This window comes from Achromobacter sp. RW408, assembly GCF_003184165.1.
Classification (GTDB): Bacteria; Pseudomonadota; Gammaproteobacteria; order Burkholderiales; family Burkholderiaceae_B; genus Achromobacter; species Achromobacter xylosoxidans.
In genome coordinates this window covers 127,674-143,165 of sequence record NZ_QHHO01000047.1, presented here as the reverse complement: position 1 = coordinate 143,165, position 15,492 = coordinate 127,674, and the positions used below count along the sequence as shown (strand labels likewise).

Genomic DNA, 15,492 nt, shown 5'->3' with positions numbered 1-15,492 from the left:
AGTGACGCAAGCGGGCCTAATGCACATCCGCCACGGAAGCCAGGGGCCTGACTGGCGGTTGCTCGTGCTGCAATGCCTGCCACAGATCGTAGTTCGCCTGCATCGCGACCCACGCCTGCGCGGTGCCCGCTCCCGCCTGCTCCAATCGGACGGCGAGGTCCGGGCTGATACCCGCCTTGCCGTTGAGTACCCGCGACAGCGCCACCCGCGACATCGCCAGGCGATCAGCAGCGTCTGTCACCGACAGGCCCAAGGGGGCAATAACGTCTTCCCGCAACACTTCGCCCGGATGCGGAGGGTTATGCATCATGATGATTCCTAATGGTAGTCGCGATAATCGACCAGCTCGACACCCGCCTCGGTAAAGCGGAATGTCACGCGCCAATTGCCATTGACCCAGACTGACCATTGGTTCGCGAGTTCGCCTTTCAACGAGTGCAGCTTATAGCCGGGCATACTCATATCCTGAGGCCTGGCAGCCACATCCAGAACGGCCAGGATCCGCCTAAGCTTGCCGGCATGTGAAGCTTGGATGCCTCGCGTCGAACCGGTGCGATAGAAGACCTCAAGGCCTTTGTGGCGAAATCCAATGATCATTCGTGAACGTATCCCGTAACGATACACGATGCGGGAATTGAAGGGTGAAATTGTGCTCACCCCACGGCATCCCAATCGGCATCGCGTCTGCAAGGACTCATCCTGTGCGCCGAACATTGGACCGTCAAGAATGACACGTCGTTTATCAGTTTGAGTCCAAGTCAGTCACCAGATACGCCTGTCCGCCCGGCTTCAGGTAGGGTTGCAGTGCCTTGAACGGCACGCTGCCGTGCGTGCCCAGGCAGGCGCCCGAGGCGTGTCCCACGCCGGACACCGACAGGCTCAATGCCCCTGGCGAAGAGGCGCCCAGGGCCAGGTATTGCGGCCAGAGGTCGGCGCAATCTTCCAGGTTGGGATGCTGCTCGGCGCGGTCTTCGGGCGGGCCGGCCTTGACCACCTGTTCCACCAGCCCCAGCAGGGCCGCGCTGGGCTCGCGGCCGAAGCTGCGCTTGCCCGGCGCGTAGGCGTCGAAGACGCGGTTCCAATCGAGGTATTCGCCGCGCAGCAAGTCGAAGGTGTATGGCTCGAAATGGTTCGCGGGATGCGCCCCGCCGCAATCCAGGCTGCCCGCTTCGGTCACGGTCAGCAGCGCGCGCGACAGCCAGGTGACGTTGATGTTCTCTTCGTCGAACCCGCCCAGCGTGCCCGCGCCGGGATTCGTGCTGGTGTAGGCAGAGGCCATGCATTCCAGCGCGCCCAGGCTCTTGCGCCAGTGGCGTTGTTCCAGCAGGTCATTGACGCGCCGCATGACCTGCGGATCGGGATGACGGCTGAGCCGTGGATAGGCAAACCCGGTGCGCGGATCCTGCCACATGCGGTAGGCCATCGCGCCCGTGCCGACGTCCTTGCCCACCGGCTTGGCGTGGCCGGCCAGCTTCAGTGTTTCATAGGGCGCGCGGGCAGCGTCGATGCCCGCCTTGAGGTCGATGTCGCCCACGTCGGCCTGCGTAGCGCGCGCCTTGGCGCGGTCGCGTTCGAGTTGCGCGGTGTCGTAGCCGGCCACGCGCTGCAGGTCGAAGCGGCGTTGCTTGCCGGTGCGGGTGTCGGTCCACTGCCCGCGATAGCCCTTCTCGTCACGCGTGCCTTGCCAGCTGGCGGCGCGGTCGGGCGCGTCGATCGCGGCCGTGTCCGAAGCCGGAGGCCGCGCCGGGTGCGGCTTGGGCTCGTACAGGACGTCGCCCGTGCCGCGCAGGGGAATGTCGACGCCGCTCTTCGAGTAGAAATAGCGCCCGCTCACGACCCCGTTGGCGCCGGCCGCGTCATCCAGTTCCAGCACCACCTCGCCGGCCCCTTGCAGCGTGCCCTTGTAGACGGTGCGCTGGGCGGCGTCGGCCTGCGCCCCCGGCAGCGCCAGGAGGGCCAGCGCCAGGGCGCCAAGGGAAGGGAGACGAGGACGGAAGATGGACGATGGCATGGGGCGGACACGGCCGGAAATTGAGGTGGGCCCACTATACCCGAGCCATCTCTGTGCCTTCCCGCTGTGTCCGACGGACAACACGCGACCGCGCGCCGCCGCGCCAGCAATCGGACCGAGGCGGCCGGCCGGCGCTTACGCGCGCTTGAGCGCCGCCAGCACCCCGGTCAGATCCAGCGCGCCGGCGCTGGCGGAGCGTTTCATGGATTCGAGCCCGCGAACCACCCAACTGGCCACCGCCGCATTCGCGTCCGCGTCGGCCACTACCATCGCGTCGTGGCGCGGGACCTGGATGGCAACCGTAAGGGCCGCTTTCTTGCCCGAGTACTTCGCCACGGCGCTGAACCCCGACTCGGCGTAGTCGCTGATGCTGCCGCCCACGAATAGCTCGATATCCAGCGTGGCGGCGCCAGGCACCACGACCGGCGCCAATGCGGCTTTCAGCCTGGGCCGGTACGCGACGACGGCGGGCAGGAACCGCGAGCCGGCCTCCGGCCCTCCCATTCTTGCGCCGAGTGCGACGTCCATGAAAACTCCTTTTTCGGGCAGGCCGGTATTGTACTGACGGGCCTCATTCGCGCGGCGCTGGCCACGCCGCGCGTCACTTGTTTCGCCTGACCATATCCAGGATGGTCTTGCGGAGTTCGTCGCACGCCTGCGCCTCGGAAATTTCACCGGCGACGGCCGCGGTCGACAGCGCGTCGGCCGCGCCCAGCATGGCCCACAGGCTGGCCGTGGCAATGCCTTGCGGCCCGGCGAAGGGCGCAAACAGCCGCCGGCATTTTTCGATGAAGGCATACTGGTACTGCCGTTTCACGGCCGCCAGTTCCGGCGAGCCGTCCAGCGCCGCCAGCACTCCGGGAATCTCGCGCCCCTGCGTCGACACGCATGCGACGTACCGCTCGGCGATGACGCCGGCCTTGTCCTTCAGGCTCGGCTTGCTGGCGGCAATGGCGTCATCGATGATCGCCGTCTGGCGCGCGTCGAAGTCCTGGTACAAGGCGGCCAGCAGGCCATTGCGTGTGCCGAAGTGGTCATAGACCACCGGCTTGGAGACGCCGGCCGCTTCGGCCAGGCGTCCCAGGGTCAAGGCGTCGGTGCCTTCCTCGCTGACCAGTTTCCAGGAAACCTCCATCAGCTGGCGCGAGCGCTCGTCTTTCGACAGGCGGCGGCGTGGCGGGGAAGCGGGAGCGGGAACGGCGGACATCTGTATTCTCGGGTATCGATCAGGATTGCACGGCAAAAATCCGCTGACCGATGGCGTGCGCCGCGTCGAGATGGGAAGCCGGAAAACCGGCATCCGAAGGCAGCAGCAGTTCCGATGTCGCGACGCGCGCGCCGCAGTAGCCGAAGATGCCGTGGTCGATCTGCGTTTTCATGGCGCCGAAGTAGCCATGCCTGCCGTAGGTTCGCATATCGGCGCCGCCACTGGCAACCAGATGCACCGGCAGGCGCTGCAGTTTCTTGACCAGCTTGCCGTCCGCGCCGGCGTCATAGGCCCACCCGTTGGCAAACACGCGGTCGATCCAGCCTTTCAACAGGCCGGGGAACGACCACCAGTAAACCGGATAGACCAGCACCAACGCATCCGCGCGGTCGATCCGCGCCTGCTCGGCGACGACGTCCGGCGACGGCGCGGCCTGCTTCAGATGCAGGGCCACATCGGCCTGGGTGAACCTCGGATCGAACCCTTCCGCGGCCAGATCCGCGATCTCGAAGGAATGCTCCGGGCCGCGGGCGACAACGCCCTGCGCGAGCTGGGCGGCGATGGCATGGGTCAGGGATGCGGGGTCGGGATGTGCGACAACGATAAGCGCGTGCATGGGGATCTTCCGTACAGAGTTTCTATATACAAATAGTAGCCTACTTTTGGTAGGTAATGGAAGATCAACCACCCGCGCGCTTCCGGCATGTTCGTCCGGCGGTGTCCGCCGCGATCTTGAGCATCCCCGCCCGAAGCGATAAATTTGCTCCAGCGAAATCGTTGCCATGGCCTGCCACGCAGGCTTGTCGTTGGAGTCGCACGCATGGATATCATCGAGACGATCGCTTCGCACACCGCGGCCCTGCGCATGCCGCTGTATGCCGTGACGGCCAGCGCCATCCGCAAGGCCGACACGCCGCTCATTCTCACGCTGCACTGGCATGGCTTTCACCGTGATGGCACGGCGGACGGCGGACTGCGCTCCGTCGCCGGGTCGGCGGTCCAGCTCAATCTGCGCTGGCACGATTTTGCCGTGCTGGACCGCGCGATCATCGACGCCGGATGGGCGCTCGGCGCCTGGGATGTCGAGCGCGTGGCGCGCCCGCCGTGGTGGCGCCTGAACGCGCCAGCCTCGGAAGCCGTGGCCGGCCACCGCGCCTTCGCCGATTATTCCGACCTGCCGCCATCGGACGACACCGTCGTGGTGGAAGCGCCGGATCAGCAAGACCTGCTTGAACTGGCGGCGCGCAAGGGCTACGTGCGCTGGCTGTTCAGGCCGCGCAAGGGCGGCCTGTGGCGCCAGCTGGACGGCGACGACGATACGTTGGACGCCGACGGCGGACGCACCCTGCCCTGCCCGGTGCCGCTGCAACCGGACGGCCGCGAACTGCGCCGCAAGGTGCTTTACCGGCTGGGACGAGGCAAGAATTTTCTGATTCTTTAAGTTTCATTTTGATGCATTTTTGACTCTTGAAGCGTCTTTGGCCCGCCCATAGATTTTTTGCGCATCCCGATCGTGGATGCCCGATGCGTGGCGCCGCCGTGCGGCGCGTAACGCGCCGGTATTCACTTTTTGATGATCAAGACATCAGGAGATAGAGTCATGAAGATCCGTCCCCTCTATGACCGGATTATCGTCAAGCGAATCGAACAACAGCGCAAGACCGCATCCGGCATCGTCATCCCGGACTCCGCCGCCGAAAAGCCCGAGCAAGGCGAAGTACTCGCCGTCGGCCAGGGCAAGCGCAACGCCGATGGCTCGCTGCGCGAGCCGGAACTCAAGGTGGGCGACCACGTGCTTTTCGGCAAGTATGCCGGCCAGACCGTGAAGGTCGACGGCGAGGAGCTGCTGGTCATGCGCGAAGACGACATCTTCGCCGTGCTCACGCCGCAGGACAAGCAATTGAAGAAGGCCGCCTGAGGCCCGGCCATCGCGAATCGAGGAGCAAGAAATGAGTGCCAAAGACGTCAAATTCCACGATAACGCCCGCGCCCGCGTGGTCAAGGGCGTCAACATCCTGGCCGATGCCGTCAAGGTGACGCTCGGCCCCAAGGGCCGCAACGTGCTGCTGGAACGCAGCTTCGGCGCGCCCACCATCACCAAGGACGGGGTCTCGGTCGCCAAGGAGATCGAACTGAAGGACAAGTTCGAGAACATGGGCGCGCAGATCGTCAAGCAGGTCGCCTCCAAGACGGCCGACGTGGCCGGCGACGGCACCACCACCGCCACCGTGCTGGCGCAGGCCATCGTGCAGGAAGGCATGAAGTACGTGGCCTCCGGCATGAACCCGATGGACCTGAAGCGCGGCATCGACCAGGCCGTGTCGGGCGTGGTCGAGGCGCTGCGCAAGCTTTCCAAGCCGATCTCCACCAGCAAGGAAACGGCGCAGGTGGCGGCGCTGTCGGCCAACGCGGACGAGGCCATCGGCAAGATCATCGCCGACGCGATGGACAAGGTCGGGCGCGAAGGCGTGATCACCGTCGAGGACGGCAAGTCGCTGGACAACGAACTCGATATCGTCGAGGGCATGCAGTTCGATCGCGGCTACCTGAGCCCCTACTTCATCACCGATCCCGAGAAGCAGGTGGCCCAGCTCGACGACCCGCTGGTGCTGCTGTACGACAAGAAGATCTCCAACGTGCGTGAACTGCTGCCGGTGCTGGAAGGCGCCGCCAAGGCCGGCAAGCCGCTGCTGATCGTGGCCGAGGATGTCGAAGGCGAAGCGCTCGCCACGCTGGTGGTCAACGCCATGCGCGGTGTGCTCAAGGTCACCGCGGTCAAGGCGCCGGGCTTTGGAGACCGCCGCAAGGCCATGCTGGAGGACATCGCCATCCTCACGGGCGCCACGGTCATTTCGGAAGAGACCGGCAAGCAGCTCGAGAAGGCCACGCTGCAGGACCTGGGCAGCGCCAAGCGCATCGAGGTGCGCAAGGAAGACACCATCATCATCGACGGCGCCGGCAAGCAGGAAGCCATCGACGCCCGCGTCAAGACGCTGCGCAAGCAGATCGAGGACGCCACCAGCGACTACGACCGCGAGAAGCTGCAGGAACGCGTGGCCAAGCTGGCTGGCGGCGTGGCCGTCATCAAGGTCGGCGCCGCCACGGAAGTCGAGATGAAGGAGAAGAAGGACCGCGTCGACGATGCCCTGCATGCGACCCGCGCGGCCGTCGAGGAAGGCATCGTGCCCGGCGGCGGCGTGGCATTGCTGCGCGCCCGCGCGGCCATCCAGGACCTCAAGGGCGCCAATGCCGACCAGGACGCCGGCATCCGCATCGTGCGCCGCGCCCTGGAGGCGCCGCTGCGCGCCATCGTGGCCAACGCCGGCGAGGAGCCGTCGGTGGTGGTGGCCAAGGTGGCGGACGCCAAGGGCAATCATGGCTACAACGCGGCCACCGGCGAGTACGGCGATCTGGTGGAAATCGGCGTGGTCGACCCGACCAAGGTCACGCGCACCGCGCTGCAGAACGCCGCGTCGATCGCCGGCCTGATCCTGACGACGGACGCGACCGTCGCGCAGGCCGCCGAAGAGACCAAGCCGCAGGCGGCGCCGGCCGAAGCCATGGACTTCTGATCCGGCTCGGACCGGAGCAGCGTGAAGGCATCGCGCCACTGGCGCGGTGCCTTTTTTTTGCGTGCGCGGCGCGAAAAAAACGTCGTCCCCGCGTCCTCGCGAGCCGCCGTTCGATGCTGTCTATGCGCTTGCGCCACACGATTTCACGAATCAAAAATGGCGGGTCTTGAATCCGCGCGGACCGCACTCATATCTCTGTTGAAGCGGTCGAGCGGCTGGCGATTGCGACGCATGAAGCGGCCCCGATCCTGTCCAAACCATCTTGGGAGGTAATCATGGCGAACTACCCATTCACCGATACCGGTGTCGAGTCCTTCTTCGACGCGGTCCAGGAACAGATGGACCGCATCCTGCGCGGCGCGGGCCTGCCCGCCACCCTGCGCGCCCTGCCGCGCGGGCATTTTCCGCCGGTCAATATCGGCGTGTCGGATGAGGCCGCGGTCGTGGTGGCATTCATCCCCGGCATCGATCCGGACACCCTGAAAGTGTCCATCGAGAAAGGCCTGCTGACGATCAGCGGCACGCGCGAAGCGCAGGCGCTGCCCGAGAACGCGCGCTACTACGCGCGTGAACGCGCCGACGGTTCATTCACCCGCGCCATCGAACTGCCGGCCGACGTCGACGCGGACAACGTGCAGGCGCGCTATGTCGACGGCTGCCTGTTGGTCTCCATCAAGAAGAAGGAGTCGTCCAAGCCGCGTCTCATCACGGTGCAGTAACGCCCGCCCATCGCACTATTCAGGAGATAGCATCATGAATACGCGTAACGAACTCGTTGTCGAACAAGAAAGCCGCGCCGCGCAGCGGCGCCCCGCCACCCTGCCCGCCGTGGACATTTTCGAGGACACCGCCGGCGTCACGGTGCTGGCCGACCTGCCCGGCGTCACCAAGGAACGCCTGAACATCAAGGTCGAATCCGACGTGCTCGTCATCGAAGGCGAAGCCGCCGTGCCGGTGCCGCAGGAACTGCGCCTGATCCACAGCGAACTGCGCGAGCCGCTGTTTCGCCGCTCGTTCCGGCTGGGACCGGAATTCGACAAGGACGCGATCAGCGCCAACCTCAAGCAAGGGGTCCTGACGCTGCGCGTGCCGCGTGTGCGCGAAGCGCAGCCGCGCCAGATTCCGGTGACGGTGGCGTAAACGATGCGCCGCGCCGCGGCACTGCCGTGGCGCGGCGTTTTCACAATCCGGGCTCGCGCCGCGCGGGACGCTGCCGGAGTCAGTAGCGGTATTTCACTTCCAGCGTGCCGCTGTTCTGCCGGTTGCCATCGCCGAACTGCCCGCCATACAGTGCGCTTACCGTGGTGCGCTTGCTGACGTCGATGCCCACGCCGAGTTCGACCACGACGGCGTCTTGCGCCACCGGCGCCCCCGTTACCGAAAACGCGTCCCCGCCCTGGACGAAGGACATCGTGCTGAGCGGGTTGCGATCACCGAAAGCATGCCGCCATCCCAGCGTGCCCTGCACCGCGCCGCGCGCGCCGGCGCTTTCGAAATCGCTGCGCGCGTGCAGGCCCAGTGTGGTGGTCGTGATGCGACTGCGGCCGCTCTCGCCACGCAGCGCCGCGTCGCCGCCGGATTCGGAAAAGCCGCGGGTACGCAGGTCGCTGAAGTTGGCGCCGACGAAAGGCTCGAGCGTGACCCGGTCATTCAACGGCACGGCATAACCGAGTTCACCGAATACTTGTCCCGTGCTGGCGCCATAGCCGGCCTTGAGCGTCTGGTCCAGGCCGGCGGCGGCGGTACTGCGGCGGGTGTCAACGTCGTGCCAGGTATAGGCGGCGCCCAGGCTGAGGTTGATGCGGCCCGCGCCGGCCTCGAAGGCCCGGCCGCCATATAGCGTGACGCTGTAGCTGTCGACGTCGGCGCTGGAGGCCCGGTCGCTGGTGCGGCTGCGGCTGTTGGTGTAGCCCAGCGCGCCGCCCAGGCGCCATTGCGCGCCGACCGCCACGTCGCCGCCGAGGATCATGCCCGAGTCAGTCTGCGTGGTACGGGCGGCGTTGCCGTCGCCGCCCAGGGTGGTCCAATTGCCGAACACCTGGGTCCAGAGCGGTTGCGCATTCGATTGCGGCAGCGACGCGGCATCGCCCCTGCCCAGCTGCGCCGTCGGCGCGCCAGGGGCCCAGCCCGCGCCCAGATTGGCGCGCAGCCGCGACAGCGGCATCTGCGTCATTGCGCTGGTGGCGCCCTGCAGGATCGACATCGCGCTGGCATGGGCCTCGCCCGAGAGCGCATTGAAGGCCTGGGCGGGCATGCCGTCCGGCAGGTTCAACACGTGCCGGTACAACGCGCTCTCCGGCGCCAGGCTCTGCAGGGCCCGCGCCACCGCGCGCTGGTTACCGCTGGCCGCCGCGTCGACAAACTGGATCGGGCGGGAGCCGCCGTCATCGGACGGAACCTGCTTGAGGCTCACCATCAGATCGACGCGCTGACTGTCGTAGGCCAGCGACGGCGTCAGGAACGCCAGGTTGCTCGAGACACTGTCGAAGCGTCCCAGCACGCCATTGTCCGCGGTCAGGATGGTATAGGTGGTGGAAGGCGCATAGTTGCCGTTCTGGCCGATGTGCACGACCGAGCCGGCCAGGCTGGCGCTGCCGGCCACCCGCACACTGCTGGCCATGCCATCGGGGGTGGTGGCGACGCGAAAGACGGAGCCCGGTTGGAAGGTCAGGTCCCCCTGCACGTTCATGCGGCCCGTGGGAAGGTTGGCGCTGCCCGGGGCCAGGGTGGCGCCGGATGCGATGGTCACCGCGCCCAGCGTTCCGGAGCCGGACAGCGTCGATCCGCTCGCGGCAAGCACCTGGCCGCCAAGCTTGCCGTCCACCTGCAACGTGCCGGCCGCCACCTGCGTGGCGCCCGTGTAGGCGCTGCTGTCGCCGGTGAGCGCGAGCGTCCCGGCTCCCAGCTTCGTCGTTGCGCCCGCGCCGGAAATCGCGCCACTGTAGGCGGAGTCGTCCGCGCGATCGAACCGCAGGTTGGCGTTGTTGACGATATTGCCGCGCAACGAGCCGCGATTGCCGCCATCGCCCACTTGCAGCGTGCCCGCGTCGACCACCGTGGTGCCCGCGAAGGCGTTCTCGCCAGCCAGCACCAGGGTGCCGGCGCCGGCCTGGCGCACCTGTCCGGCGCCGCGCAGTATCCCGTCGAAGCGGACCGTATCGCTACGATTGAAGACCAGCGCCGCGCCCGCCGCGATGTCCGCGTCGCCGGCCAGGCTGCCCGAGTTGGCGCCGTTGCCTATCTGCAGGGTGCCGGCTTGCACGAAAGTACCGCCGGCATGGTTGCCGGCGCCGGTGAGGATGACGGTGCCGGTGCCAGTCAGGCTCAGCGCCCCCGCGCCGGACAGCGTGCCGGACAGCGTCATGCCATTGGCGCCTGTTACCGTGAGCCCGCCAGGACCCAGCACGAAGTCGTTGGCCATTCTCAACGTCCCCGGCGCGCCGCCGGCGGCAATCGCGCCCCCATTCGCGTTGATCGGGCCGAGTCCTAGCATGGCGCCGTGCTGCAACGTCGCCAGGCCGCCGTTGAGTGTCACGCTGCCGCCGGAGACCAGGGGCGAATCCTGCAATATCCAGGAACCGCTGTTGATACGCAGGTTCTGGAAGTTGATGTAGGTCAGCCCCGAGATGGCGGTGACCGCCCCTCCCGTGCCGCTGCCCGTGCCCGCGGACGGCAGCGCGTTCTGCAGCACCAGCGTGTTGCCCCCGCCCATGCCGCCATCGACCGTGCCGGCAGGCGCGAACGCGAGGCCGTCATGGCCGGTCACCGGCAGATCAGCTGACGACGATCCCCCGCCGCGAAACACGACGGAGCCGGAGACGGCGGTGAAGGTGTTGTTGCCGCCCTGGCCCAGCGACACGCCGCCGACGATGGTCCCGGCATTGGTGAAACTGTGCCCCTCGCCGGGAATGCTGGCGGCTTCGAACGCGACGCGGCCGACGATGGTGCCGGTACGGTCGTTGAGGAATTCCACCTTGGCGCCGCCGTAAGCGGCAATGACGGCCTTGTCCGCCGCCGCGGTGACGGTGCCGTCCACATCTCTGCTGCTTATCATGCCAGCGTTGGTGAGATAGCTCGTCCCGCCGCTGCCGTTCTGCACGGCCACGGCCATGCCCAGTAGCGACGGCAGGCTGGAGCCGCCGCCGACGCCGGGGGTGACGCCGACAATCGCCCCCGTCATCTCATTGGTCACCCGTGTGACGCCGGCCGAACTGTTGCCGACGAACATGCCGGTCGACCCGGCCGAATTCACGCCAAGCGGGTTAGGGTCGATCTTGCCATGGTTCGACACGGTCACGTTGCTGCCGGTCAGGCTGAGCGCGGTGCCGCCGCCGGGCGGTATGACGCCCAACGACCCCGTGCCAGTCACGGTGACCTCCAGGTTATTGGACGCATCCGCGTAGGACGGCGTGACAGGATTGGCTGGCGAGGCGCATTGGACGAGAAGGCCGACGCGGATACAGTCCGCCTGGGCCGCCCCGCCGGTCCCGGCCAGTGCGAGCGCCAGCGCGGCGCCCAGCGCATGACGGCGCGGCGGGAAAGGCAGGACGGGGCCGCGCGAGATCCCGCCCGCGCGCGCTTGCGATGCCAGTTCCGACGCCGCTTGCCAGACGCGCAGGCGGCGGTTCCATACCAGACGGTAGATGTGGTTCAAAGCGGGGGCCCTTGTATTTGCGATGGCCGGCGTCATCCCGGTGCACTGTGAACGTGGTGCGGACGCATGCGACAGCGCGGCGCATCCACGACCGGACGAGCGGCCTTTTTGGCCAACGGGTGGAATATTTGCGCACAATATAGCCGGCGCCACGGCGGCTGAAGCGAAAAGAAAAGGCGCAATCACTGGTCAATTCCTGCCCACCGCGAAGATAATCACACTTTTGCCGCCAATGCCGATTTACAAGGAGCGACCTTCTTGGGCCCGACCGCCGACCGCGGCGCCCCGCCGTTGACCGTCCGCGAGGCCATCGCCCTGGCCCACACGCACTGGAACGCCGGTCAGGCCGCGCAAGCCGAAGACCTTTGCCTGCGCGTGCTGGACGCGGTTCCGGACCAGCCCGACGCGCGGCATTTGCTCGGCCTGATCGCGCATGCGTACGGCCACCCAGCGCTGGCGCTGGCGCACCTGCGCGCGGCCTGCCAGCCGCCCGCGGCGCCGGCCGCCTATTGCAGCAATCTGGCGGAAGTGTGCCGCCAGCAGGGACGGCTCGACGAAGCCGAGGCGGCCGCCCGCCGCGCGGTAGCCGCCGACCCGGGGCTGGCCGAGGGCTGGAACAACCTGGGCATCATCCTGCAGGAGGCAGGCCAGCTTGCCGCCAGCCTCGATTGCCTGCAGCGCGTGGCCGCGTTGCTGCCCGACAGCCCGCAGGCCCACAACAACCTGGGCAACACCTGCAAGCGCCTGGGCGACAACCCGCAGGCGCTGGCGCATTACCGCCGCGCCCTGGAATTGGACCCGGACTACGCGCAGGCCTTGAGCAACATGGCGGTGGCGTTGGGCGACGACGGCCGGCACGAGGCCGCCCTGGCCGCCATCCGGCGCGCCATCGAGATCGATCCGCTGCTGCCGCAGGCGCACCTGAATCTGGCCGCGCTGGAGCGCGCGCGGCCACGGCAGTCCCCGCTACAGGGGGGGCCGGGCACACATTCGAAGCAGCCCCCACCGCACGACGAACACACGCTGCGCGAGGCCGAGGCGTTGCTCCGCGAGGGCCAACACGCCCAGGCCGAAAGGTTGTTGCGCGACGCGCTGACGCAGGCGGGGCATCATGTCGCGCTGCTGCGCCTGCTGGTCCAGGCCCTGCGGCCGCAGGGAAAACTGCGGGAAGCGCGCGACGCCCTGGAGCGCGTGCTGCGCGCGGAGCCGGGCGACGCGGGGTCGCGTTTCGAGCTGGCGGAGGTGCTGCTGACGGAAGGAGATTTCGATGCCGGCTGGCGCGAATACCGCTACCGCTATCACCTGGCGCACACGGCGGCGCTGGCCCGCCACGTGCAAAAGCCGCGCTGGGACGGCCGCCCCATTCCCGGCCAGACGCTGCTGCTGCATGACGAGCAAGGCTACGGCGATACCTTCCAGTTCCTGCAATTGGTGGCGCTGGCCCGCGCGCGCAGCGGCGCCCGCATCGTCCTGGAGGTCAAGGAGCCGTGCCACGCATTGGCGCGGCGCGGCGACGGGATTGACGAAGTCATCGTCACTGGCTCGCCGCCGCCGCCGTTCGATTCGCACTGCGAACTGATGAGCCTGCCGCTGGCGCTGGGCTTGCGGCTTGACGACCTGCCCGTGCGCACTGGCTACCTGCGCGCCGACCCGGCCTGTGTGGCTCTCTGGCGCGCGCGGCTGGCTGACTTGCCGCGCCCCCTGGTCGGCCTGGTCTGGGCCGGCCGGCCGACCCATCCGCGCGACGCCCAGCGTTCCCTGGCCCTGGCCGATCTGGCCCCGCTGGCGCAGGCCGGCGTCACCTTCGTCGGCCTGCAACTGGGCGAGGCGTCGGCCCAGGCGGCCTCGCCCCCGCCGGGCCTGAGCATGGTGCCGTTGAGCCAGGATATCCGCGACTTCGACGACACCGCGGCCATTCTGACCCAGCTGGATGTGCTGGTGTCGGTGGACTCATCGCCGCTCCACCTGGCTGGCGCGCTGGGCTGCCCGGCCTGGGCGCTATTGCCCTTCGCGTCCGACTGGCGCTGGCTGCGGGAGCGCCGCGACAGTCCCTGGTATCCGTCAATACGCCTGTTCCGCCAACCGGCTCCGCATGCATGGCAGCCGGTGCTGGAGGAGGTGGCTGACGCGCTGCGCGTTTTGCGTACGGCACGTTCCGCCGACGAATAACGTCCCGGCCCTCGCGCCCGGCCAACTTCAAAAACTGACCGCCAGCCCCACGGAAAAGCCGCGCACATTGGTGCCGAACACATAGCGGCCCACCAACCGGGTGCGGGTGATGAAGACGTCGTAGGCGCTGGAGTCCAACTCCAGCCCGGCGCCCAGCGAGGTCAGTCGGTCGAACCCCAGAATGCCGCGCTGGTCGCCCAGGAATTCCGAATGGGTCAGTTCCAGCACATAGCGCACCGGCCGCTGCAGCGCGGTGAGCCCGGTGGGCGCGCGGTAGCGGGCCCACAGATTGGCCGACTGCGCGGTGGCGCGGCCCTTGACGGCGGCCGAGCTGTCGAAGCTTTGCAGGCGGATATCGGAATAGCGCAGTTCCACGTCGACTTCATAGCCCGGGCGATAGTGCTCGTAGTCGAGCATCAGGGACCCGCCCAGGCCATAGGCGTTGAGCGATCCCTTGTCCAGGAAATCGATATCGCGACCGGTCTGGCGGCCCACGTACCAGCTGGCCGCGCGCAGGTCGCTCGATACATTGCCCAGCGCGAAGTTGAAGATGGGGCGCAGCTTGAGTTCGTCGGCGAGCTTGAAATCCCAGCCGATCCCGCCGGTTGCCGAAATGCTGTTCCAGCGCGTCGGGATCCGGCGGGTTTCGGCGCCCTGCGTGGCGACGAAGGTCGGATCGTAGCGGCTCGCGGCCAGCACGCCTTCCAGGTAGATCGGCACCGATTGGGAAATCGTGTCGCCCCCGCCCAGCTGGGTCATGAAGAAGTCGTTGGAACCCGCGGTCGAACCGCCGCCGCTGCCGATTTTCAGCGAACTGGTGGTGATGTCGGGCACGATCGAAAACGACATCAGCGCCAGCACGCCGTTGGCGCGCTTTTGCAGATCATCGTGCGTCAGCCGCAGGCCCTGCGCGCCGGCCAACGGCGGCGCGGCACAGGCCAGCAGCCCCGCCAGCCACCATTGCGACCGCCACCACCGCAACCTCGATGCCGCCATGATCCGGATCCTCGCCATGAGAAGGAAAATGCGTGGGAGACAGCGCGCGTCGGCGCGCGCTATGGGTCCACCATGGCCTGCCGCTGCGACAGCAGCAGCGCGTCGCTCTGGTCGATGCGGATGGTGCCTATCCGCGGGAATTCGAAATCGATGATGATGTAGAGGGCGGCGGTCATGACCAGCGCATAGACCACCTGGTGCATCCAGCCCGAGCGATTGGCGACGGCCAGGTTCATGCCGACGAGTGCGGCGCTGACCAGCGCCAGCAGCCCCAGGAACAGGTAGGCCATGATGGGCGGATGCACCTTCTGCGCGACCGATTGCGTGGTGGCGACGTCGAACATCTCGTTGACCGCGTTGATGTACGACGCGGCAAACGGCGGCACGCTGTCGTTGGCGGCCTGGATCGAGCCCTGCCAGATCTGCTTCTGCAAGCCCGCTACCTTGGCGGCGATCGCCTCGCGCGCCTCGAGGTCGGCCACATGTCGGTAGTAGTTGATGCGCTCGTCGACATAGCGGCGGAACGCGTCGCGCAGCGCGGGTTGCGCGGGCGCGGCAAGCAGGTCGATCCGCAGCCAGGCCGTGCCGATGGCGTTGACCTCCAGCACCAGAAGGTTGCGGCGCTCCGCCATGCGCTGCGCCGCGCCGGAAAAGGTGAAGGCGATCAACAGCCCGAGCAGCGCGAACACCGAGGCCTCGACGGCCGCCGATCCCGCGCGGCTCTTCTCGTCGCCGCCCCGGCCGAGCCGCCTGCCGATATTCATGGCCAGCAACAGCAGCAGGAAGAACGCCAGCGCCAGGAAAAACAGAATCAGGGAATAATCCATGCCGTCACCTGTGCGTAGTCATGCGCCTTGAATCCAACCGGATGTGTTTCGTGCCT

The 15,492-nt window shown here is 67.4% G+C and carries 15 protein-coding genes; 6 read left to right on the top strand and 9 right to left on the bottom strand.

Going from position 1 to position 15,492, the window contains the following annotated elements; all coding sequences use genetic code 11:
* Positions 1-16: 16 nt before the first annotated feature.
* The 6 genes from DK459_RS16965 to DK459_RS16940 form a co-directional block, all read right to left on the bottom strand.
* On the bottom strand, positions 17-307 hold the full coding sequence (locus DK459_RS16965; RefSeq protein WP_006386577.1) for a HigA family addiction module antitoxin: 291 nt from the start codon (positions 305-307) through the stop codon (positions 17-19).
* A gap of 11 nt (positions 308-318) precedes the next feature.
* Entirely contained in the window at positions 319-597 is a 279-nt protein-coding gene (locus tag DK459_RS16960) for a type II toxin-antitoxin system RelE/ParE family toxin (protein ID WP_006386579.1), read from the bottom strand.
* Between the two features lie 145 nt (positions 598-742).
* On the bottom strand, positions 743-2,011 hold the full coding sequence (locus DK459_RS16955) for a hypothetical protein (protein ID WP_110134926.1): 1,269 nt from the start codon (positions 2,009-2,011) through the stop codon (positions 743-745).
* Between the two features lie 135 nt (positions 2,012-2,146).
* Positions 2,147-2,539, bottom strand: coding sequence for a hypothetical protein (locus DK459_RS16950; protein WP_054443650.1), 393 nt, complete (start codon positions 2,537-2,539; stop codon positions 2,147-2,149).
* 73 nt (positions 2,540-2,612) lie between these two features.
* The gene (locus tag DK459_RS16945) at positions 2,613-3,218 is read right to left on the bottom strand and encodes a TetR/AcrR family transcriptional regulator (protein ID WP_070540682.1); all 606 of its coding nucleotides are present in this window, start codon (positions 3,216-3,218) and stop codon (positions 2,613-2,615) included.
* Positions 3,219-3,237: 19 nt separating this feature from the next.
* Positions 3,238-3,834 carry an NAD(P)H-dependent oxidoreductase gene (locus DK459_RS16940; RefSeq protein ID WP_006386584.1) on the bottom strand — a complete coding sequence of 199 codons (597 nt, stop codon included), beginning with the start codon at positions 3,832-3,834 and terminating at the stop codon, positions 3,238-3,240.
* Positions 3,835-4,038: 204 nt separating this feature from the next.
* On the opposite strand from DK459_RS16940, the gene DK459_RS16935 reads away from it, so the two are divergent.
* The 5 genes from DK459_RS16935 to DK459_RS16915 all read left to right on the top strand — a co-directional run bounded on the left by DK459_RS16935 (position 4,039) and on the right by DK459_RS16915 (position 7,930).
* Positions 4,039-4,659 carry a hypothetical protein gene (locus tag DK459_RS16935; protein WP_049054564.1) on the top strand — a complete coding sequence of 207 codons (621 nt, stop codon included), beginning with the start codon at positions 4,039-4,041 and terminating at the stop codon, positions 4,657-4,659.
* A 159-nt stretch (positions 4,660-4,818) separates the two neighbouring features.
* On the top strand, positions 4,819-5,136 hold the full coding sequence (locus DK459_RS16930) for a co-chaperone GroES (protein WP_006386586.1): 318 nt from the start codon (positions 4,819-4,821) through the stop codon (positions 5,134-5,136).
* 31 nt (positions 5,137-5,167) lie between these two features.
* Positions 5,168-6,790: a chaperonin GroEL gene (gene groL, locus DK459_RS16925; RefSeq protein ID WP_006386587.1), complete on the top strand. Its 1,623-nt coding sequence runs from the start codon at positions 5,168-5,170 to the stop codon at positions 6,788-6,790.
* Positions 6,791-7,065: 275 nt separating this feature from the next.
* The gene (locus DK459_RS16920; protein ID WP_060720417.1) at positions 7,066-7,509 is read left to right on the top strand and encodes an Hsp20/alpha crystallin family protein; all 444 of its coding nucleotides are present in this window, start codon (positions 7,066-7,068) and stop codon (positions 7,507-7,509) included.
* A gap of 34 nt (positions 7,510-7,543) precedes the next feature.
* Positions 7,544-7,930 carry an Hsp20/alpha crystallin family protein gene (locus DK459_RS16915; protein ID WP_020928275.1) on the top strand — a complete coding sequence of 129 codons (387 nt, stop codon included), beginning with the start codon at positions 7,544-7,546 and terminating at the stop codon, positions 7,928-7,930.
* 79 nt (positions 7,931-8,009) lie between these two features.
* Here DK459_RS16915 and DK459_RS16910 read toward each other — a convergent pair whose 3' ends face one another.
* Positions 8,010-11,444 carry an autotransporter domain-containing protein gene (locus DK459_RS16910; protein WP_158288276.1) on the bottom strand — a complete coding sequence of 1,145 codons (3,435 nt, stop codon included), beginning with the start codon at positions 11,442-11,444 and terminating at the stop codon, positions 8,010-8,012.
* A gap of 258 nt (positions 11,445-11,702) precedes the next feature.
* Between DK459_RS16910 and DK459_RS16905 the strand changes: the two genes are divergently transcribed.
* Entirely contained in the window at positions 11,703-13,613 is a 1,911-nt protein-coding gene (locus tag DK459_RS16905; RefSeq protein WP_165596183.1) for a tetratricopeptide repeat protein, read from the top strand.
* 27 nt (positions 13,614-13,640) lie between these two features.
* Here the strand turns inward: DK459_RS16905 and DK459_RS16900 are convergent, their stop codons facing one another.
* Both DK459_RS16900 and DK459_RS16895 read right to left on the bottom strand, forming a co-directional pair.
* Positions 13,641-14,609 carry a hypothetical protein gene (locus tag DK459_RS16900; RefSeq protein WP_006386592.1) on the bottom strand — a complete coding sequence of 323 codons (969 nt, stop codon included), beginning with the start codon at positions 14,607-14,609 and terminating at the stop codon, positions 13,641-13,643.
* Between the two features lie 59 nt (positions 14,610-14,668).
* Positions 14,669-15,436 (bottom strand): hypothetical protein, encoded by a 768-nt coding sequence (locus tag DK459_RS16895; protein ID WP_006386593.1) that lies wholly within the window; start codon positions 15,434-15,436, stop codon positions 14,669-14,671.
* Positions 15,437-15,492 lie beyond the last annotated feature (56 nt).

Bases quoted from the DNA above. Each gene is read 5' to 3' on its own strand.
- DK459_RS16965 (WP_006386577.1), bottom strand. From the start codon at position 307: ATGCATAACCCTCCGCATCCGGGCGAAGTGTTGCGGGAAGACGTTATT.
- DK459_RS16960 (WP_006386579.1), bottom strand. From the start codon at position 597: ATGATCATTGGATTTCGCCACAAAGGCCTTGAGGTCTTCTATCGCACC.
- DK459_RS16955 (WP_110134926.1), bottom strand. From the start codon at position 2,011: ATGCCATCGTCCATCTTCCGTCCTCGTCTCCCTTCCCTTGGCGCCCTG.
- DK459_RS16950 (WP_054443650.1), bottom strand. From the start codon at position 2,539: ATGGACGTCGCACTCGGCGCAAGAATGGGAGGGCCGGAGGCCGGCTCG.
- DK459_RS16945 (WP_070540682.1), bottom strand. From the start codon at position 3,218: ATGTCCGCCGTTCCCGCTCCCGCTTCCCCGCCACGCCGCCGCCTGTCG.
- DK459_RS16940 (WP_006386584.1), bottom strand. From the start codon at position 3,834: ATGCACGCGCTTATCGTTGTCGCACATCCCGACCCCGCATCCCTGACC.
- DK459_RS16935 (WP_049054564.1), top strand. From the start codon at position 4,039: ATGGATATCATCGAGACGATCGCTTCGCACACCGCGGCCCTGCGCATG.
- DK459_RS16930 (WP_006386586.1), top strand. From the start codon at position 4,819: ATGAAGATCCGTCCCCTCTATGACCGGATTATCGTCAAGCGAATCGAA.
- groL (WP_006386587.1), top strand. From the start codon at position 5,168: ATGAGTGCCAAAGACGTCAAATTCCACGATAACGCCCGCGCCCGCGTG.
- DK459_RS16920 (WP_060720417.1), top strand. From the start codon at position 7,066: ATGGCGAACTACCCATTCACCGATACCGGTGTCGAGTCCTTCTTCGAC.
- DK459_RS16915 (WP_020928275.1), top strand. From the start codon at position 7,544: ATGAATACGCGTAACGAACTCGTTGTCGAACAAGAAAGCCGCGCCGCG.
- DK459_RS16900 (WP_006386592.1), bottom strand. From the start codon at position 14,609: ATGGCGGCATCGAGGTTGCGGTGGTGGCGGTCGCAATGGTGGCTGGCG.
- DK459_RS16895 (WP_006386593.1), bottom strand. From the start codon at position 15,436: ATGGATTATTCCCTGATTCTGTTTTTCCTGGCGCTGGCGTTCTTCCTG.